Raw genomic sequence first — 18,378 nt, 5'->3', positions numbered from 1 at the left:
GACATCCGGCTCCTTAGAAGAACCGAATGTCACCTTCGGCTCCCACCGGCCCGGCCAAGGCGGAGCGGGTGCGCCGAGGCAGGCCCCGGCGCACCCGCGCGTTACCGGGGCCGCGAGCCGTAGTCGCCGAACGGGTCGTCCCGCTCGCGGACAGCCTGGCGGAAGCCCGCTTCGGTGGCGCGGTCCACGAACGCCTGCCCCTCCGGGGTGTGCCGGGCGACGCCGTCGAGGAACGTACCGAGCGTGCGGGAGGACGTGAACCCCATGTTCTCGGCCGTCTGGTTGCACAGCAGCTTGAGCATCTCCAGCTGGTTACCCGGCAGCCGGGCCATCCGCTCGGCCAGCCCGAACGCGTGCTCGTCGAGCCGTGCGTCCGGCACGCACTCGGCGATCAGACCGATCTCGGCGGCGGTCGGCGCGGGGATCTCGTCCCCGGTGAGCAGGTAGCGTTTGGCCTTCTCGAACCCCATGCGGTACACCCACATGGCCGTGGTCGGCGTACCCCACACCCGTGCAGGAGGGTAGCCGAAGACCGCCGACTCGGACGCCACGATGATGTCCGAGCACAGCACCATGTCGGTGCCGCCCGCGATGCACCATCCGTGCACTGCCGAGACGGTCGGTTTGGCCGCGTACCAGAGCTTGAGGTAGACGTCGACGAACCGGGACATCATCCGGAAATCCCGTGCCGAATCCCAGTTCTGCTCGGCGCTTTCCGCCGAGGCCTGGTAGGTGGTCGACCAGTCGAGCCCGTAACCGGCGCAGAAGGCCGGACCGTCCGCGCGCAGCAACATGACCCGCACCTGCGGGTCGCGGTCGGCGTCGTCGATGGCCTCGGCCAGCTCGTCGCGCAGCTGCGGGGTGATGGTGTTGTACTGCTCGGGCCTGGCGAGCACGATCGAGCGGACGCCGCCCTCTGTCTCGGTGCGCAGAGCCTGGTTCATGCCGTGACCTGTGCGCGCCCGATGATCGAGCCGGTGTCGACCCCGGCGGGCAGGGTACCGAAAGCCACACCCCAGTCCCCGCCGAAACGGCTGGCGCAGAACGCGTCGGCGACGGCGGCCTCGCCGTGCCGTACCAGTAGCGAGCCCTGCAACACCATGGCCATCGTCTCCACCAGCCTGCGCGCCCGGAACTGGATGTCGTCGTGATTGGACAGATCCTTGCTGAGCGCTCGGATGGCTTCGTCGAGCCGCGCGTCCGCCCCCGCGGCCTTGTTGACCTCGGTGAAGAACGCGTCCACCGACTCGGGTTGCTTGGCCATGGCGCGCAGCGTGTCCAGCGCGGCGACGTTGCCGGATCCCTCCCAGATGGACACCAGCGGCGCCTCCCTGTACAGCCGGGGCATCCCGGATTCCTCGACGTAGCCGTTCCCGCCGAGGCATTCCAGTGCCTCGGCAGCGTGCGCCGGACCACGCTTGCAGGTCCAGTACTTGCTGGCGGCGAGGCCGAGCCTGCGGAAGGCGGCTTCCTGCTCGTCGCCCGCGGCTGCCCGGTCGGCGGCACCGGCGAGCCGCATCGCGGCGAGTGCGGCAGCCTCGGACTCCACCGTCAGGTCCGCCAGCACGTTGCGCATCAGCGGCGCGTCGATCAGCGAGTCCCCGAACGCGGCGCGGTGCGTCGCGTGGTGCACGGCCTGCACGACGCCGGCGCGCATGCCAGCGGCGGCGCCGATCGTGCAGTCCAGCCGGGTCATGTTGACCATCTCGATGATGGTGGGGACGCCGCGCCCCTCCGCGCCGACGAGCCAACCGATCGCGCCGTCGTACTCGATCTCCGCCGAGGCGTTGGACCGGTTTCCCAGCTTGTCCTTGAGCCGCTGAAGGTGCATCCGGTTGCGGCTGCCGTCCGGAAGCACACGGGGGATCAGGAAGCAGGACAGGCCGGTGCGGGTCTGGGCGAGCGCGAGGAAGACGTCCGACATCGGAGCCGAGGTGAACCACTTGTGCCCGGTGATGGTGTAGCTGCCGTCGGCGTTGGCCGTCGCGCTCGTGGAGTTGCTGCGCACGTCCGAGCCGCCCTGCTTCTCCGTCATGGACATGCCCGCGATGACGCCCCGTTTCGTCGCGGGTACCCGCAGCCCGTAGTCGTACTCCGGCGAGGCGAGCAGTGGTTCGTACACCTCGGCGAGCTCGGGCGCGTGCCGTAGCGCGGGCACCGCGGCGTAGGTCATCGAGATCGGGCACAGGTGCCCCGGCTCCACCTGCATCCACAGGTACGTCTTGGCGGCGCGTGCCACGTGCGCGCCCTGCCGCTGGTCCTGCCACGGAGCGGCGTGCAGCCCGTGGCGTACCGCGACGTCCATCAGGGTGTGCCAGTGGGGGTGGAACTCGACCTCGTCGATGCGATGGCCGTACCGGTCGTGGGTGCGTAGCGCGGGCGGGTTCTCGTTGACCAGCCGTCCCCAGTCCTGTGCCTGCTCGCTGCCTGCGAGGGTGCCGAGCTCGTGCAGCTCGCCGGAAGCCCACCCGGCACCTTCGCGTTCCACGGCCGCCAGCAACGTGGCGTCGGCGGCGACGTCGTGACCGGTCAGTGGGGGAACCTGGTTGGTGACCTCATGCGTGTGTGGCATCGCTGTCTCCGGTGACGGGGTTTGTGGTGGGGGTTCTCGGCGGCGGAGCGCCGCCTCCGAGAGCTTGGGCGGCGAAGGTGCACAGTGCGGGGATGACGTCGGCGTCCGCGCTCTCCGCGGTGAGCGGGCCGATCATGACTTCTGCGATGGCCCCGACGAGCGCTGCGGCGGAGATGCTCGCGTCCTGGGGCGGCAGCACTCCGGCTGTGACGCCCTCCGTGATGCGTTCGGCGACGACGTCCCGGAAGGCCTGGCGGAACACCAAGCGCTGCTGCTCGACCGGAGCGTCCACGGGTTCGGCGAGCAGGGCGTAGGCCAGGCGCGGTGTCTTCAGCGCGCGGCTCGCGAAGGTCTCGATCACTGCGGTGACCCGCTCGGTCACGCCGGAGGCGCTGGTCGAGGCCTGCTCGACGGCGGCGACCTCGCGCTCGACGACGCGGCGGAACAGCTCGGCGACGAGTTCGGCCTTGCTCGGGAAGTGCCGGTACACGCTGCCGGTCGCCACGCCCGCTTCGGCGGCGACGGCGGCGACGGAACAGCCCGCGTAGCCGCGTTCGGCCAGCAACCGGACAGCGGCTTCGAGCAGGAGCTCGCGTTGCGCGTCGAGCCTGGCCTGCACGCGCGGGGTGCGTCGGTACGGCATGGTAAGAGTGAACCATTGATTCACTGCTTCACGCAAGACCGGGCGTAGGCGGTGTCGATCGCGGCTGGGGCGAGTCCCTCAGCGACACAACCGCGACCCTCCCCGACATCTGGATCTACCACTCGCTCGAGGAGATCTGCGATACCGCGCGCATGGTGGTCGGGCCGGACGAGCCGCCCGATGACCTCTCGCACGAAGACATGGCAGCGCACCACTGGGCGGTACTGGCGAGTATCCTCCGCTGGCACGGTATTGCGGCCGACGCGGCCGAGCTACGACACCTTCCACGCGAGGTCGTGCCCAGCGCACGGCTGTTTACCCGCATCGGCCGCACGACACAGGACACACCACCCGGTGGCGAGCCGTACAACGGCTGATCGTGCTGTACCGGCAGGCCGTTCCTCACCGCGCCGTCGAGCCACGGTCCGGCTCGCAGCTGGGCGTACATGGCGAGCCAGATCGCGACGTCATGAGCCCTGCCCACGCGCGACCTCGGTACGAAGCGCGGGTCACCTGGATGAGCTGCCAAGACATGGCTCGCTGGTTCTCGCGTGTTCTCGTCTGTGCCGGACGCTCGACGGCCTGTAGACGGCCCGAGTAGTGCGTACGTAGCCGTTGGCGTTGTCAGCTCAGGAATCATCCGCTCGTACCTTGGAAGTAGCCCTGACCTGCAGCTAACCCGAGTCAGGATGAGTCTCGGTTGACCGTGCTTGACCGCGCTTGGTGGCCCACTTGTGGCCCGTATCTGTCCAGACCTGGGAGTCCTGCCAGAGGCGCTACATGGAACTCGGCCGCAAACCCCGGTTGCCGTGCCGGGCGCGCGCTAGATAGCGTCTATCTCGTGATCACCGGGACGGCGCTGCGCCACGCACGGATTGGTGACCCGGCACAGGGTTGAGCCCGCGCGAGGTGCCAAGGTGGCGCCTGCCGGGTTGGCCGCGTGGACCTCCGAGGCATGGGTCCAACTGAACTTCCATCCATGTCAAGGCAATCCACAGCGAGGACACTCATGCCAGTCACTTTCAACCACACCATCATCGCGGCCAAGGACAGCGATGAGTCGGCGCGTTTCTTCCGCGACATCTTCGAGGCCGCCGAAGCCCCATCGTGGGGCGTATTCACTAACGTCCAGCTCGACGAGGGCGTGCTGCTGCAGTTCGCCGTGCCGCCGGTCGACGAGATCCAGATGCAGCACTACGCGTTCCTTGTCGACGACGAGCTGTTCGATCGGGCATATGCCCGCATGCGGGACCGCGGGATCGAGCACGCAGCCGACCCGTTCTGGAAACGCCCGGGCGAGATTAACAACGAGCACGGTGGGCGCGGCGTCTACTTTATGGACCCCGCCGGGCACGCCCTCGAAATGATCACCCGCCCGTACTTGTAGGCACCGCCCATCGTTCCTCCCTGTCCCCTTGGTCCTTGCCGCGCCAGGCGCCGTGTCGGCCGGGGCAAGGGTTTATCGCGCAGCGACGCCGGTGTACGCTTCGGTGCTGCTCGACGCCGGGGAATCGGTGAAGGCGTTGTCAGTACCTGGGTCACCCGGATCCTGGGTTTACGTTGCGCGTGTATACCCACCTGATGCCGTCGAGCCACGAGCGGACTCGCAAGGCCGTTGATGGCTTCTTCGACGTCGCGCTCCGGGACGATGGGGTACAGGGTCAGCAGGCGGCCTGACGGCCTATGGACGGCCTGGCGATGTCACGTACAGGCGTAACTCGCGGCTAGGCGTACATGGCCAGCCAGATGGCGATGTAGTGGCAGATCGCGGCCATGGCGGTGCACGCGTGAAACGCCTCGTGGAAACCGAAGGTCTCGGGCCACAGGCGGGGCCGCTTGGCTGCGTAGACGACGCCGCCCACGGTGTAGAGCGCCCCGCCCGCCAGCAACAGCACCAGCGCCGCGACCCCGGCGTGCACGAGTAGCTCGGGCAGCACGAACACGGCGACCCAGCCGAGCGCGATGTAGATGGGTACACCGAGGGCGGACGGGGCTGCCGGCCACAGCAGTTTCAGCAGCACACCGGCGAGCGCGCCGCTCCACACCACGGCGAGCACGATGTATCCGGTCGGTTGGGCCATCGCGAGCAGCGTGAACGGGGTGTAGGTGCCCGCGATGAACAGGAAGATCATGGAATGGTCGAGGCGCTTCATCCACAGGTGAACGCGGCGGCTCTGCCACGTACGGCGGTGGTACAGGGCGCTGACCCCGAAGACCCCGAGCACCGTAGCGGTGTAGACCGTGGTCGCCAGAGCCGCCCGCCCGGAGACCGTCGAGGCGGCCAGTGCCACCAGGGTCGTACCGGCCGCGAGCGCGACCAGGAAGGACCAGAGGTGAATCCACCCGCGCATCCGCGGCCGCTCGGCCGTACCGGTGGACGGATGCTGTGCTGAAGAACCGGAGGGCGAGGAGTTCATCGCGGCACTCACACCGCCAGGTTACGCCACCGTAGGTTCAGCTCCAGCGGACGTGGCCAACGACACGAGGCCGGGCGCAGCGGTGTCGAGATGACGTGACAGTACGACAGTGCGTAGGCTGCTGGGGCGTGAGCGTCCGGTCGTTTCTTTCCAACCTGGTTTACGGTGCCTACAGCCGCAGGCTGATCCAGCAGGTCGGGGGGCGCACCCCACGGCATATCGCGGTGATCCTGGACGGGAACCGCAGGTGGGCACGTGAAGCCGGATTCACCGACGTCAGCGACGGGCACCGGGTGGGAGCGCTCAAGATCGCGCACTTCCTGCAGTGGTGCCAGGAAGCCGACGTCGAGGTCGTCACCCTGTTCCTGCTTTCGATGGACAACCTCAAGCGGGACAACGAGGAAGTCCGTGCGCTGCTGCAGATCGTCGCGGGTGTCATCGACGAGCTGGCCGGGCCCGAGCAGCCATGGCGACTGCGCATCGTGGGCGCCACGGACATGCTTCCCTCGGATATCGCTGCGCAGGTGAGCGCGGCGGCGATGCGCACGACGGCACGCTCGGGTATGGAGGTCAACGTGGCCGTCGGGTACGGCGGGCGCCAGGAGATCGCCTACGCCGTGCGCAGGCTGCTCGAACAGCACGCCAGTGAGGGGACGACGATCGAGGAGCTGGCCAGGACGCTCGACGTGGACCATATTTCGGAACATCTCTATACATCGGGTCAACCGGACCCGGATCTCATTATTCGGACATCCGGGGAGCAACGCCTGTCGGGGTTTCTGCTCTGGCAATCGGCAAATTCGGAATTTTGGTTCACCGAGGCGTACTGGCCGGCATTTCGCCGGGTCGATTTCCTCCGGGCGTTACGTGATTTCGCGTGGCGCGAACGACGGTACGGGTCGTGACTCGGCGATACGAACTCGAATTTTTCCCTGCCCGTTCTCGCGTTCCGGTGGTCCCGGCGACGCCCGCTCCGCGCTCGCCGCACGGTCTCGCACGTGGCGACTCGTGCGGGGTGGGTCGGGAATGCCGTGTCTGGTATGGACCGGTCATGCATGACGTGGGGCCCCGGAGGATCCTCCGGGGCCCCACGTGGGATGCGCCTCGCCGTCAGTCGCCGAACGAGCCCGCTACGAGCGCGGGGGTGAGGGCGACGCCCGTGTAGGCGCTCGACAACAGGGATGCCGCGCCGTACCCGGTAGCGCCACCACCGTTGTTGAACTGGTGGAAAGCCTCTTCATAGGTGATGTCCCCATCGCCGGCCACTGGGGCGTCGGCGTCCACGTCCGCTGGCGATGCCGCCGCCGTGCCACCGAGCATCATGAATCCCGCTGCTGTCGCGGCTACGAAACCAGCCTTCTTCATCACTGTTTTTCTCCTCCATCGAGAGTGTTTTCCCGGATCTCCCCGTTGCCTATCGGCGCGATCCGCAACAAAAAAGTTACCGGTGCGTCGGGTGATTCGCGAACCGAATTCCACCATTGTGTGACGGGTGGCGAGAGGGTGTCACCTGAACGGGAAGTAATACGCGATTCCGCAGCGATTTTCCATCGTCCCGGTGGTACCGATTGTTGGTGTTATCGCAGTGTCAATAAGTCGGTCAGGTGACGACCTCGAGGTTATTTGGCCGTACGGCGCAGAGGTTGACTACATTTTGTGATAATCGCTGATCAGCGCTCCGGCGGGTGACGGCGTCTTGGCGGTTACGTGACGAATTGGAAAATCACCTGTGTCGCCTCCTGCGCGAACGCCCATCGAACGGGTAACTTCCGGAGTGATGCCCCGTAACAAGGCTCGGGGTATTGCGGGAGGCCCTGGTCGTGGCTGTGGTTGGCCGAGCGACGAAAGGAGGGCACGAAGCGCACGCGGAGGTCGGCACGCGGCTTCCGTGGTACCACCGCACCTTGCCTTGTGCGTACACGGGCGGGATGCGACCAGCCAGGGCAGTGCCCGGCCGATCCGAGTATGGGTGTGGTGCCGCGCCCCGTTGAGGGAGATTGCCGTGACTGCGCAGCGTTCGTCCCGAAGGTCAGTATCCAGCCCCACGGACGCCTCTCCGGACCGCCAGACAGCCGACAAGGAGCCCGACCACGCACGTTCCGCACCGAGCGGTCAGCCGCATACCTACGTGCTGGACACCTCGGTGCTGATCTCCGACCCCTGGGCGATGACCCGGTTCGCCGAGAACAACGTCGTCCTGCCGCTGGTGGTGATCAGCGAGTTGGAGGCCAAGCGTCACCACCCGGAGCTGGGCTGGTTCGCACGGGAGGCTCTCCGGCTGCTCGACGACCTGCGGCGGCGGCACGGCCGGCTGGACGAGCCCGTCGAGATCGGCGAGCAAGGCGGGACGTTGCGGGTGGAGCTCAACCACTCCGACCCCACCGTGTTGCCCGCGGGTTTCCGCACCGACAGCAATGATCACCGGATCCTGGCGTGCGCGTTGAACATGGGCTCCGAGGGCGGCTCGGAGGGCAGCGACGTCACCCTGATCACCAAGGACATCCCGATGCGGGTGAAAGCCGGGTCGGTCGGTCTCGTCGCCGACGAGTACCGCGCGCAGGACGTCGTGCCGTCCGGCTGGACGGGCATGGCGGACGCGGACGTCCCGCAGGAGGCGCTCGACGCGTTGTTCGCGAGCAAGTCGGTCGACCTCGCCGACTACGGCCGTTCCGACCTCGCGGAGCTGCCATGCCACACCGGGGTGCGGTTGCTCGCGGGAACCTCCAGCGCGTTGGGCAGGGTCACCGAGGACAAGTCCGTCCGGCTGGTGCGCGGTGACAGGGAGGCCTTCGGTGTGCACGGGCGTTCGGCCGAGCAACGCATCGCGCTCGATCTCCTGCTCGACCCGGAAGTCGGTATCGTCTCGCTCGGCGGGCGTGCCGGCACCGGTAAGTCCGCCCTGGCCATGTGCGCGGGACTCGAGGCGGTCATGGAGCGCGGGCTGCACCGCAGGGTGGTCGTGTTCCGTCCGGTGTACGCCGTGGGTGGCCAGGACATCGGCTACCTGCCCGGCTCGGAGAACGAGAAGATGCAGCCGTGGGCGCAGGCCGTCTTCGACACGCTGGGTGCGCTGGTCAGCCAGAACGTGCTCGACGAGGTCTTCGACCGCGGCATGCTCGAGGTGCTGCCGTTGACGCACATCCGCGGTCGTTCGCTGCACGACTCGTTCGTCATCGTCGACGAGGCCCAGTCCTTGGAGCGCAACGTGCTGCTCACGGTGCTGTCCCGGCTGGGAGCCGCGTCCAGGGTGGTGCTCACGCACGACGTCGCGCAGCGCGACAACCTGCGCGTCGGGCGCTACGACGGGGTGGCGGCGGTGATCGAGAAGCTCAAGGGGCACCCGCTGTTCGCGCACATCACGCTGAACCGCTCCGAACGCTCACCGATAGCTGCCCTGGTTACCGAGCTGCTGGAGGATCACAGCTAGTGGCAGGTAGGGAGCCGAAGGTGACAGCGGCTCCGTAGAAGGAGTCCGCTGTCACCTTCGGCTCCTCCCAGCGTTACCAGCCGTGCGGGGTGGGGCGGCCTTCGGCGAAACCGGCCGCGGACTGCACGCCGACCACGGCGCGTTCGGTGAACTCGGTGAGGTCACGCGCGCCCGAGTAGGTACATGCCGAGCGTAGCCCGGAGCAGATCGTGTCGAGCAGGTCCTCGACACCGGGCGCCTTCGGGTCCAGTGCCATCCGCGACGAGGAGATGCCCTCCTCGAACAGCGCCTTGCGCGCCCTGTCGAACGGGCTCTCCCCGCTGGTGCGCGCGCCGACGGCACGCTTGGACGCCATCCCGAAGGACTCCTTGTAGGGCCGCCCGTGCTCGTCGAAGCGGAGGTCGCCAGGCGACTCGTAGGTACCGGCGAACCACGACCCGACCATCACCGACGAGGCTCCGGCTGCCAGTGCCAGCGCCACATCCCTGGGGTGGCGCACGCCGCCGTCGGCCCAGACGTGCCCGCCGAGCTCGCGTGCGGCTGCGGCGCACTCGGCGACCGCGGAGAACTGCGGGCGTCCCACGGCAGTCATCATGCGCGTCGTGCACATCGCCCCCGGGCCGACACCGACCTTGACCACGTCGGCGCCCGCGTTGATCAGGTCCCTCGTCCCCTCGGCCGTGACCACGTTGCCCGCGACAACCGGCACCTCCGGCCGCACCGACCGTGCCGCCTGCAGTGCCTTGAGCATCTTCTCCTGATGCCCGTGCGCGGTGTCGACCACGAGCACGTCGATGTCCGCGTCCAGCAGGGCGCGCGTCTTCGCGGCGACGTCGCCGTTGACGCCGACCGCGGCGGCGACCCTGAGCCTGCCGTGCGCGTCGACGGCGGGGGTGTACAGCTCCGCGCGCAGCGCGGCGACCGGAGTGAGCACGCCGGCGAGCCTGCCGGAGGCATCCAGACCCAGCGCGAGCGAGCTGCCGTGCGTGTGCAGTTCGTCGAACACCTTGCGCGGCGGCGTGTCCACGGGAAGGGCGACCGGGGCGTCCTCGACGACCTCGCCGAGGCGTGTGAACCGGTCGACGTCGCTACAGGTCTCCTCGCGCACGATTCCGACCGGACGCCCGGACCCGTCGACGATCACGGCCGCGCCGTGCGCGCGCTTGCCGATCAGGTTGATGGCGTCGATCACCGCGTCGGACGGGGTAAGCACCAGGGGCGTGTCCCAGACGGTGTCCCTGCCTTTGACCCAGGACACGATCTGGGCCACGGCCTCCGGGTCGACGTCCTGGGGAAGCACGGTCAGTCCGCCCCTGCGAGCCACCGTCTCGGCCATGCGCTTGCCCGCGACCGCCGTCATGTTCGACACGACGATCGGGACCGTGGTCCCGGCCGCATCGGTCCCGGCGAGGTCGACGTCGAATCGCGACTCGACGTCCGTCCGCGTCGGGACCAGGTACACATCGTCGTAGGTCAGGTCGTAACTCGGCTTGTCTCCGTGTAAGAACCGCACACCCTCACGTTACGTGATACCTCAGGTTGTGCTGAATGACGCTTTCAGTCCACGAGAGGGACTGAAAGCGTCATTCAACCACCCGTATGGAGTGAGAGCGTCATTCAGCGCACCCGGGCCATGCCCAGCAGGTCGAGGGCGGTTTCCAGCTGTTGCTCGGTGATGTTGCCGTCCGCGACGTGCCCGCGCTCCACCACGACCTCGCGGATCGGCTTGCTCTCGGCCAGCGCCTGCTTCGCGATCGACGCGGCCTCCTCGTAGCCGAGGTAGGCGTTGAGCGGGGTGACGATGGACGGCGACCCCTCGGCGTAGGCACGGGCGTGCTCGGCGTTGACCCGCACCGTGGCCACGACCTTGTCGGCGAGCAGCCGCGACACCGCGGCCAGCAGGCGGGCGGACTCCAGTACGTTGCGCGCGATCACCGGCAGGTTCACGTTGAGCTGGAAGTTGCCCTGCGAACCGGCGAACGCCACAGCCGCGTCGTTGCCGACGACCTGCGCGACGACCTGGAGCGTGGCCTCCGGGATGACCGGGTTCACCTTGCCGGGCATGATCGACGAGCCGGGCTGCAGGTCCGGCAGCGCCATCTCGGCCAGCCCGGTACGCGGACCCGAGCCCAACCAGCGCAGATCGTTGGCGATCTTGTTGAGCGAGACGGCCACGGTGCGCAGGTGCCCGGACAGCTCGACGACACCGTCCTGGCTCGCCTGGGCCTCGAAGTGGTCCCGCGCCTCGACGAGAGGCAGCCCGGTGACCCTGCTCACTTCCTCGGACACCGCGGAGCCGAACCCGTCCGGCGCGTTGAGCCCCGATCCGACCGCCGTGCCGCCGATCGGCAGCTCGCCGAGGCGCGGGATCGCCGAGTGCAGCCGCTCCACGCCGAACCGGATCTGGCTCGCCCAGGCACCGGCCTCCTGCCCGAACGTGATCGGCACGGCGTCCATCAGGTGCGTGCGGCCCGCCTTGACCAGGTGGGACCACTCGCGTGCGCGCTCCTCGACCGTGCCTGCCAGGTGCTCCAGCGCCGGGATCACCTCGGTCAACACCGCCTCGGTGGCGGCGATCCGGATCGTGGTGGGAAAGGTGTCGTTGGACGACTGGGAGGCGTTCACGTGGTCGTTGGGGTGTACGTCGCGGCCGAGCGTGCGGGTCGCGAGGGTCGCGATGACCTCGTTGGCGTTCATGTTCGACGAGGTACCCGAGCCCGTCTGGAACACGTCGACGGGGAAGTGCTCGTCGTGCTCGCCCGCGGCGACCTCGTCGGCGGCCGCGGCGATGGCAGCGGCCATGTCCTCGTCGAGCACGCCCAGCTTGCCGTTCACCCGCGCGGTCGCGGCCTTGAGCAGGCCGAGCGCGCGAATCTGGGCCCGTTCCAGCCCGCGCCCGGAGACCGGGAAGTTCTCCACGGCGCGTTGCGTCTGCGCCCGGTACAGCGCGGCGACCGGGACCCGGACCTCGCCCATGGTGTCGTGCTCGATGCGGTAGTCGACGTCAGCCATGCTCCGAGTCTGGCTCACGGGGTATCGGGGCGAAACCGGGTATCCCCTGTCGTGTCCGCGATCCAGTCGGCGTAGGCGACCACGTCGGTGTAGATCGACGGGCCCTGTGCGCAGGAGTCGCCGTCGTAGCCGGGCCTGCTCGTCACCCCGGCCAACCGCCACTCGTCACCGGTCTCGATGAGCTGCGGGCCGCCGGAGTCGCCGTAGCAGGCGCCCGAGTCGCCTCCCGGGTTGTCGGTGCACAGCTCCGACTCGGGCTCGATGTCGGCGCACTCGGCGGCCTCGATCACCTCGGTGTCGAGCTGCTGCAGGGTCTCGGGTTGCTCGGTGCAGTCCGGCTCGGGGCAGCTGCGGCCCCAGCCGAGCAACCGGCTGGGCGTGCCCGGCTCGGCCGGCTCGCTCAGCTCGATCGGGGTGGCCGAGGTCGGCTCGCTCAACCGCACGAGTCCGATGTCCGAGCCTGCGGCGTCCCAGTCGAAGTCCGGGTGGGGGTGGAACTCGGCTCCGGTCGTCGAGAACCCGCCGGACGACCGGAGCGTGCTGCCGATACGCAGTTCCACGTCCTCCGGGGAACGGTCCTGGACGCAGTGTGCAGCGGTGACGACCCATTCCTCGGTGAGTACCGCACCCGCGCAGTACGTCTGCTCACCGCTGGTGAACGCCACGATGAAGGGGTAGACCTGGTCGGCGTCGGACCCGCCGACGATGTGCGGGGAGGGGCCCGCCGCGCCGCCGTCGGCCGCGCCGTGCGCGGGCGAGAGCAACGTGGCCAGCAGCGCCGTGAGCGCGGTCACGACGAGTCCGACGGCGTGCGGCGAGCGCCGCGATCCCTGGGCAGCCATGACCTACGGCAGCGGGGGTGCGACTCGGTCCCCGCCGTCGGTGTGGCCGTCGAAGTCCACCGACGTGTAGGAGCGCAGCTTGTTGAGGCGGTGGTAACCGTCGATGACCCGGACGGTGCCCGACTTCGAGCGCATGACGATCGACTGGCTGGTCGCCCCGCCTGCGCGGTAGTGGACGCCGCGCAGCAGGTCGCCATCGGTGACGCCGGTCGCGCAGAAGAACACGTTCTCGCCGCGCACGAGGTCGTCCGCGCCGATTATCCGATCGGGGTCGTAGCCGTTCGCCAGCGCGCGCTCCCGCTCGGCGTCGTCCTTGGGCCAGAGCTTGCCCTGCAGCGCGCCGCCGAGGCACTTCATCGCGGCGGCCGCGATGATCCCTTCCGGTGTGCCGCCGATTCCCAGCAGCATGTCCACACCGGTGGAGGGACGTGCCGCGGCGATGGCTCCGGCGACATCGCCGTCGGTGATGAACCGGATGCGCGCGCCTGCCTCGCGTACCTCGCTGACCAGCTGCTCGTGCCGGGACCGGTCCAGGATGCACACCGTCACGTCGCTGACGTCACTGTGCTTGGCCTTGGCGACGCGGCGGATGTTCTCGGCCACCGGCGCGGCGAGGTCGACCACATCGGCGGCTTCCGGGCCGACGGCGAGCTTTTCCATGTAGAACACCGCGGACGGGTCGAACATGGCGTGCCGCTCCGCGACGGCGAGTACGGCGAGCGCGTTCGGCATACCCTTGCTCATCAGGGTGGTGCCGTCGATGGGGTCGACGGCCACGTCGCAGGCGGGACCGTCGCTGTTGCCGACGTGCTCGCCGTTGTAGAGCATCGGAGCTTCGTCCTTCTCGCCCTCGCCGATCACGACGACACCGTCCATGGAGACCGTGCTGATGAGTTGCCGCATGGCGTCGACGGCCGCGGCGTCCCCGCCGTTCTTGTCGCCCTTGCCGACCCACCGGCCTGCCGCCATGGCCGCGGCTTCGGTCACCCGGACGAGCTCCATCGCGAGGTTGCGGTCCGGACGTTCCTTGCGGCTGGATGGCGTGCTCGACGTACCGGAGCTGCTCATCGCTTCCTCCCATGCTTGGCCTGGAGGGCTGTTCACACGCCGGCGGACGGCGTGCCCGTGAGCACGCGGTCGGCGACCACGGGCCACCCGCGACGAGTCGCGACCTGACCACCGCGAACAGCCCGACTGGTGAACGAGCCCACTGCACGATGGATTGTTCCAGACCGGGCCATACCGCCACGGTGGGCCGTTGACCCTGGGCGATCGATGGGGGTGTGACGGTGCGACCATGAAGGGGTGAGTGAGCGGACAGATGGTCACCGGGCGGGCGGGTCTGGTGAGGCCGGCGAGGACGGTGTCCCGGTCGACGAGTCCACCCGCAAGCGGCTCGGGCACGGTGCCAGGGACATGGTGTGGTCGCTGGCCGTGCTGCTGGCCATCGTCGGGGTGCTCACCTGGATCCTGGGTTCCTGCCAGCTCAGCCCGGGAGGCCCCAGCGTCGACCCGGACGCCGTCCCGGATGTGGATGCCGACCGGGAGCTGGCCAGGATGGCCCGGCGCGTGGACTTCCCGCTGCGCACGCCGGAGCTGGACGAGGCATGGCAAGCCACGTCGGCGAACATGTCGACCGCGTCCGGGCAGGGCGGCGACCGGATCGTGCGCGTGGGGTGGGTCACCCCTGAGGGCGAGTACGCGCGGTTGGCGCAGTCGTCGGCGGCCGCGTCGTTCGTCGTGACCGACGAGGCCGAGGGGGTCTCGCAGGAGGTCGAGCCCGAGGGCAGCGTCGATATCGGTAGCCGCGAGTGGGCCGTCTACCCCGCGCGTGAGCAGGAGGAGGCCTGGGTGACCTCGATCGACGGCGTGCGGGTCATGGTGACGGGGAGCGCGGGGGAGCAGGAACTGCGCACGCTGGCCGAGGCCGCGCAGGTGGCCGACCCGTCATGACTCCGCGGGGCCGCCGGCCCCCTCGGTGTCCGCGCCGTCGGTGTCCGCGGTCTCCGTGCCACCTTCGGTGTCCTCGACCGAGGCCAGTGCTGCGTCGATGCGCTGGCGCGCCCCGTCGAGATGGCGTTCGCACACCTGCGCGAGCGCCTCGCCCTTCTCCCACAGCGCCAGCGACTGTTCCAGCGACAGGCCGCCTGCCTCGAGCCCCTGGACGACCTCGATGAGCTGGTCGCGCGCCTGCTCGTAACCGAGCCCGCCGAGCCCGCCCGCGTCCTCGGTGCTGCCGGGTTCGGGATGTGCCGTCTCGTCGTCACTCATCGTGCGCCTCTTCCGCTGTCGGACCGTGCGACCGTGCCGCTGCCGCGGTGACATCGTCCACCGTCGCGTGCACCACACCGTCACCGACCCTGATACGTAGGTCGCTGCCGTGCTCGACCTCGTCGACCGAACGGAGCACGGCCAGCTCGCCGGTCGCCGTGCGGTACTGCACCACCGAGTAGCCGCGTTCCAGGGTGGCCGAGGGGCCGAGCGCGGCCAGCCGTGCCCTCGCCGATGCCAGGGTGGACTGCTCGGTGGCCAGGATCCCGAGGGCGGCGCGGCGGGCGCGTTCGACGCGCGCGGTGACCTCTTCCCGCCTGCGTTCGATCGGTGCGTACGGGTCGGCGAGTACGGGGCGGCTGCGGATCTGTTCGAGCGTACGGCGCTGGGAGTCCACCCAGCCGCGCAACGCGCGGCGCGCCCGGTCACGGAGCTCGTGGACCCTGGCGGTCTCCTCGGCGACATCCGGCACGATGCGCTTGCTCGCGTCCGTCGGGGTTGAGCAACGCAGGTCGGCGACGTAGTCCAGGAGCGGGGCATCGGGCTCGTGCCCGATGGCACTGACCACAGGGGTGCCCGCCGAGGCCACCGCGCGGCAGAGAGCCTCGTCGGAGAACGGCAGCAGGTCCTCCACACTGCCCCCGCCCCGCGCGAGCACGATGACCTGGACATCGGGGTCGGCGTCCAGCTTCGACAGGGCCGTCAGCATCTGGGGAACGGCCTGCGCCCCCTGCACAGCGGTGTTGATCACCGTGAACCGGACGGCAGGCCAGCGGGACTGCGCGTTGGACAGCACGTCGCGCTCGGCAGCCGACGCACGCCCGGTGATCAGGCCGACGCCGCGCGGCAGGAACGGAAGGGCACGCTTGCGCTCGGCGGCGAACAGCCCTTCGGCCTGCAGCAGCTTGCGGAGCCGTTCGATGCGGGCGAGCAGCTCCCCGATACCGACCGAACGGATCTCCTTGGCGCGCAGGCTCAGCGTGCCGCGCCCGAGGTAGAAGTCGGGCTTGGCGTGCACGACCACGCTGGCGCCCTCCTGCAGCGGCGGGTCCATGCTGCGCAACATGTTCATCCCGCAGGTGACCGACATGGACACGTCGGCCGAGGGGTCGCGCAGGGTCAGGAAGGCCGTCCGCGTCCCCGGACGCGCGGAGATCTGCGTGATCTGCCCCTCGACCCACACCGGCCCCAGCCGGTGGATCCACTCCGCGATCTTGCGCGCCACGGTACGGACCGGCCACGGGTTCTCCGCCGTCGGGCGGTCGGGTGTCGCGCTCTCCGCCGATGCCGTCACGAGCGCTGGTCAGGCTGGTCGCCCTGCTCGGTCTGCCTGCGCAGGTTCGCGATGCGTCTGGACAGCATCCCGACGAAGGACGGCCGGTTGGAGTGCTGCCGCTCGTACGCGAGCAGCTCCGCGACCTGCTCCTCGCTCATACTGCGCAGGCGCGCTCTGACCTGGGGAAGTGTCAGGTCGGGGTAGCCGGGAAGCCACGCAGGCCCCGCTTCAGCGGAGTCCCCGTCCGCCTCGCTGCCCTCGTCGAGCTCCTCGTCTTGCCTGCTCTCGGCGAGGGCACGCTCCTCCTCGGCCCACGGGTCCTCGATCGGTTCGCCGGTGAAGGCGGAGTCGTCTTCCGCGGTGCCAGGCGGCACACGCGGGTACTGCCCGTTGGTGTCGGCACGTGTCGGCCCGAAGACGAGATCGGCGTCGTCGCGCGTGTCTGCCGCGGGGTCCGGCCTCGCGCTGCCGGTGCGCGTGGCGGGCGGGGTGTCCTCGAGGTCCTCGTCGAAGGTGGCCCAGGCCGGTGTGTCGTCCTCGACCGAGCGCAACGCGGCAAGGACGTCATCCCCCTTGATCGCCAGCTCGGTTACCTGCTGCTGCACGCGCATGGCGGTTTGCAGCATCTGGCTGGCTATGGTCACGGGCAGGCCGGTGAGTTGCCGAGGCAGGTCCTTGGCGTGTTCGGCCGCGCTGACCGCGAGCCCCGTCGCGACTCGTACTGGCAGCGGGAGTGGCTTCATGCCGTCAAGTCTCTCGCACCAGGTGTGTTCTGCCCAGGAGGGCTCGCCCTGGCAGCGGCACATGCCGGGGCGAGCCCTCCTGCCGCGAGGTACGCCGCTGGAGCGGGTTATGAGTGTGGCCACAGCGGTACCCCGGACCGCCGTGCGGTAGTCCGTATGCTGGTGGCATGACTGCAGCGAGCCAGGACGGACAGCAATCGGGCAAGCGGGTCTTGCTCGCCAAGCCGCGCGGCTACTGCGCCGGCGTCGACCGTGCCGTGGTCACCGTGGAGAAGGTACTGGAGAAGTACGGCCCGCCGGTGTACGTGCGGAAGGAGATCGTGCACAACCGGCATGTCGTGGAGAACCTCCGCGAGCGCGGTGTGATCTTCGTCGAGGAAGTGTCCGAGGTCCCCGAGGGCGCGCGCGTCGTCTTCTCCGCGCACGGGGTCTCGCCTGCGGTGCACCAGGAGGCGGCCGATCGTGACCTGCGCACGATCGACGCGACGTGCCCGTTGGTGACCAAGGTGCACAAGGAGGTCAACCGTTTCGACCGCGAGGACTACGACATCCTGCTGATCGGCCACGAGGGTCACGAAGAGGTGGAAGGCACCGCTGGTGAGGCGCCGGACAACGTGCAGCTCGTCGATACGGCGGAGGACGTGGACAAGGTCGAGGTCCGCGACCCCTCGAAGGTCGTGTGGCTGTCGCAGACCACACTCAGCGTCGACGAGACCATGGAGCGGGTCGACCAGCTGCGCGGTCGCTTCCCCCATCTGGCCGATCCGCCGAGCGACGACATCTGCTACGCGACGTCCAACCGTCAGGTAGCGGTGAAGGCGATGGCCGCGGAGTGCGATCTGGTTCTGGTCGTCGGGTCGACGAACTCCTCGAACTCCAAGCGCCTCGTCGAGGTGGCCCTGCAGGCAGGCGCCAGTGCCGCGTACCTGATCGACTACCCGAGCGAGGTCGATGAGGCGTGGTTGGACGGCGTGCGTACCGTCGGCGTGACCAGCGGTGCGTCCGTCCCGGATGTCCTGGTCATGGAGTTGCTCGACTGGCTGGCCGAGCGCGGCTGGAGCGACGTCGACGAGGTCACGACGGCGAACGAGAAGATCTCGTTCGCGCTGCCCCGGGAGCTCCGGGACTCCTCGCCGGTGCGGTAAGGCCGTCGCACCGGCGTGCCGGGCGAGCGG

18 protein-coding genes are annotated in these 18,378 nt (G+C 69.2%); 6 read left to right on the top strand and 12 right to left on the bottom strand.

Features of this window, described 5'->3' with window-relative positions; all coding sequences use genetic code 11:
* Positions 1-101: 101 nt before the first annotated feature.
* Genes H0B56_RS07695 through H0B56_RS07685 form a run of 3 tightly spaced genes read right to left on the bottom strand, consistent with a single transcriptional unit; the run spans position 102 to position 3,215 of the window.
* Positions 102-944, bottom strand: a complete 843-nt coding sequence (locus H0B56_RS07695; RefSeq protein ID WP_180892212.1) for a crotonase/enoyl-CoA hydratase family protein — start codon at positions 942-944, stop codon at positions 102-104.
* Positions 941-2,572 carry an acyl-CoA dehydrogenase family protein gene (locus H0B56_RS07690; RefSeq protein ID WP_180892211.1) on the bottom strand — a complete coding sequence of 544 codons (1,632 nt, stop codon included), beginning with the start codon at positions 2,570-2,572 and terminating at the stop codon, positions 941-943. Before H0B56_RS07690 ends, H0B56_RS07695 begins: the two co-directional genes overlap by 4 nt.
* Entirely contained in the window at positions 2,556-3,215 is a 660-nt protein-coding gene (locus H0B56_RS07685; protein ID WP_180892210.1) for a TetR/AcrR family transcriptional regulator, read from the bottom strand. Before H0B56_RS07685 ends, H0B56_RS07690 begins: the two co-directional genes overlap by 17 nt.
* 152 nt (positions 3,216-3,367) lie before the next feature.
* Here H0B56_RS07685 and H0B56_RS07680 point away from each other — a divergent pair, with 152 nt between their 5' ends.
* Positions 3,368-3,592: a hypothetical protein gene (locus H0B56_RS07680; RefSeq protein ID WP_180892209.1), complete on the top strand. Its 225-nt coding sequence runs from the start codon at positions 3,368-3,370 to the stop codon at positions 3,590-3,592.
* 632 nt (positions 3,593-4,224) lie between these two features.
* A complete protein-coding gene (locus tag H0B56_RS07675; protein WP_180892208.1) occupies positions 4,225-4,602 on the top strand; it encodes a VOC family protein in 378 nt (125 codons plus the stop codon).
* A 337-nt stretch (positions 4,603-4,939) separates the two neighbouring features.
* On the opposite strand, the gene trhA is transcribed toward H0B56_RS07675, so the two are convergent.
* Entirely contained in the window at positions 4,940-5,632 is a 693-nt protein-coding gene (gene trhA, locus H0B56_RS07665) for a PAQR family membrane homeostasis protein TrhA (protein ID WP_180892407.1), read from the bottom strand.
* A gap of 128 nt (positions 5,633-5,760) precedes the next feature.
* Here trhA and H0B56_RS07660 point away from each other — a divergent pair, with 128 nt between their 5' ends.
* The gene (locus H0B56_RS07660) at positions 5,761-6,537 is read left to right on the top strand and encodes an isoprenyl transferase (protein WP_180892207.1); all 777 of its coding nucleotides are present in this window, start codon (positions 5,761-5,763) and stop codon (positions 6,535-6,537) included.
* A 205-nt stretch (positions 6,538-6,742) separates the two neighbouring features.
* Here H0B56_RS07660 and H0B56_RS07655 read toward each other — a convergent pair whose 3' ends face one another.
* The gene (locus H0B56_RS07655) at positions 6,743-6,997 is read right to left on the bottom strand and encodes a hypothetical protein (RefSeq protein ID WP_219632389.1); all 255 of its coding nucleotides are present in this window, start codon (positions 6,995-6,997) and stop codon (positions 6,743-6,745) included.
* Between the two features lie 763 nt (positions 6,998-7,760).
* Here H0B56_RS07655 and phoH2 point away from each other — a divergent pair.
* Positions 7,761-9,059, top strand: a complete 1,299-nt coding sequence (phoH2, locus tag H0B56_RS07650) for an RNA 5'-3' helicase PhoH2 (RefSeq protein ID WP_180892406.1) — start codon at positions 7,761-7,763, stop codon at positions 9,057-9,059.
* Positions 9,060-9,132: 73 nt separating this feature from the next.
* On the opposite strand, the gene H0B56_RS07645 is transcribed toward phoH2, so the two are convergent.
* The 4 genes from H0B56_RS07645 to glpX all read right to left on the bottom strand — a co-directional run bounded on the left by H0B56_RS07645 (position 9,133) and on the right by glpX (position 13,981).
* Positions 9,133-10,572: a GuaB1 family IMP dehydrogenase-related protein gene (locus H0B56_RS07645; protein ID WP_180892205.1), complete on the bottom strand. Its 1,440-nt coding sequence runs from the start codon at positions 10,570-10,572 to the stop codon at positions 9,133-9,135.
* Between the two features lie 104 nt (positions 10,573-10,676).
* Entirely contained in the window at positions 10,677-12,071 is a 1,395-nt protein-coding gene (locus tag H0B56_RS07640) for a class II fumarate hydratase (protein ID WP_180892204.1), read from the bottom strand.
* A gap of 14 nt (positions 12,072-12,085) precedes the next feature.
* Positions 12,086-12,913, bottom strand: coding sequence for a S1 family peptidase (locus H0B56_RS07635; protein WP_180892203.1), 828 nt, complete (start codon positions 12,911-12,913; stop codon positions 12,086-12,088).
* A 3-nt stretch (positions 12,914-12,916) separates the two neighbouring features.
* Positions 12,917-13,981: a class II fructose-bisphosphatase gene (glpX, locus tag H0B56_RS07630; RefSeq protein ID WP_180892202.1), complete on the bottom strand. Its 1,065-nt coding sequence runs from the start codon at positions 13,979-13,981 to the stop codon at positions 12,917-12,919.
* 237 nt (positions 13,982-14,218) lie between these two features.
* Between glpX and H0B56_RS07625 the strand changes: the two genes are divergently transcribed.
* The gene (locus H0B56_RS07625) at positions 14,219-14,866 is read left to right on the top strand and encodes a DUF4245 family protein (protein ID WP_180892201.1); all 648 of its coding nucleotides are present in this window, start codon (positions 14,219-14,221) and stop codon (positions 14,864-14,866) included.
* Here H0B56_RS07625 and H0B56_RS07620 read toward each other — a convergent pair.
* Genes H0B56_RS07620 through H0B56_RS07610 form a run of 3 tightly spaced genes read right to left on the bottom strand, consistent with a single transcriptional unit; the run spans position 14,861 to position 17,203 of the window.
* Positions 14,861-15,184, bottom strand: coding sequence for an exodeoxyribonuclease VII small subunit (locus H0B56_RS07620; RefSeq protein WP_180892200.1), 324 nt, complete (start codon positions 15,182-15,184; stop codon positions 14,861-14,863). The genes H0B56_RS07625 and H0B56_RS07620 overlap by 6 nt on opposite strands.
* Entirely contained in the window at positions 15,177-16,478 is a 1,302-nt protein-coding gene (gene xseA, locus H0B56_RS07615; RefSeq protein WP_180892199.1) for an exodeoxyribonuclease VII large subunit, read from the bottom strand. The genes H0B56_RS07620 and xseA overlap by 8 nt, the downstream gene beginning before the upstream one ends.
* On the bottom strand, positions 16,475-17,203 hold the full coding sequence (locus tag H0B56_RS07610) for a lipid droplet-associated protein (RefSeq protein ID WP_180892198.1): 729 nt from the start codon (positions 17,201-17,203) through the stop codon (positions 16,475-16,477). The genes xseA and H0B56_RS07610 overlap by 4 nt, the downstream gene beginning before the upstream one ends.
* Before the next feature lie 167 nt (positions 17,204-17,370).
* Here H0B56_RS07610 and H0B56_RS07605 point away from each other — a divergent pair, with 167 nt between their 5' ends.
* A complete protein-coding gene (locus H0B56_RS07605; protein ID WP_180892197.1) occupies positions 17,371-18,348 on the top strand; it encodes a 4-hydroxy-3-methylbut-2-enyl diphosphate reductase in 978 nt (325 codons plus the stop codon).
* Positions 18,349-18,378 lie beyond the last annotated feature (30 nt).

Origin of the sequence: Haloechinothrix aidingensis, from assembly GCF_013450155.1 — a bacterium.
GTDB lineage: Bacteria > Actinomycetota > Actinomycetes > Mycobacteriales > Pseudonocardiaceae > Haloechinothrix > Haloechinothrix aidingensis.
Note: the sequence above shows the minus strand (reverse complement) of the source record. Positions and strands in the feature narration are given on the sequence as shown.

Coding starts and splice junctions, on each gene's coding strand:
- H0B56_RS07620 (WP_180892200.1), bottom strand. CDS start 15,184: ATGAGTGACGACGAGACGGCACATCCCGAACCCGGCAGCACCGAGGAC.
- glpX (WP_180892202.1), bottom strand. CDS start 13,981: ATGAGCAGCTCCGGTACGTCGAGCACGCCATCCAGCCGCAAGGAACGT.
- H0B56_RS07640 (WP_180892204.1), bottom strand. CDS start 12,071: ATGGCTGACGTCGACTACCGCATCGAGCACGACACCATGGGCGAGGTC.
- H0B56_RS07605 (WP_180892197.1), top strand. CDS start 17,371: ATGACTGCAGCGAGCCAGGACGGACAGCAATCGGGCAAGCGGGTCTTG.
- trhA (WP_180892407.1), bottom strand. CDS start 5,632: ATGAACTCCTCGCCCTCCGGTTCTTCAGCACAGCATCCGTCCACCGGT.
- H0B56_RS07695 (WP_180892212.1), bottom strand. CDS start 944: ATGAACCAGGCTCTGCGCACCGAGACAGAGGGCGGCGTCCGCTCGATC.
- H0B56_RS07635 (WP_180892203.1), bottom strand. CDS start 12,913: ATGGCTGCCCAGGGATCGCGGCGCTCGCCGCACGCCGTCGGACTCGTC.
- H0B56_RS07655 (WP_219632389.1), bottom strand. CDS start 6,997: ATGAAGAAGGCTGGTTTCGTAGCCGCGACAGCAGCGGGATTCATGATG.
- H0B56_RS07610 (WP_180892198.1), bottom strand. CDS start 17,203: ATGAAGCCACTCCCGCTGCCAGTACGAGTCGCGACGGGGCTCGCGGTC.
- H0B56_RS07685 (WP_180892210.1), bottom strand. CDS start 3,215: ATGCCGTACCGACGCACCCCGCGCGTGCAGGCCAGGCTCGACGCGCAA.
- H0B56_RS07690 (WP_180892211.1), bottom strand. CDS start 2,572: ATGCCACACACGCATGAGGTCACCAACCAGGTTCCCCCACTGACCGGT.
- H0B56_RS07680 (WP_180892209.1), top strand. CDS start 3,368: ATGGTGGTCGGGCCGGACGAGCCGCCCGATGACCTCTCGCACGAAGAC.
- H0B56_RS07675 (WP_180892208.1), top strand. CDS start 4,225: ATGCCAGTCACTTTCAACCACACCATCATCGCGGCCAAGGACAGCGAT.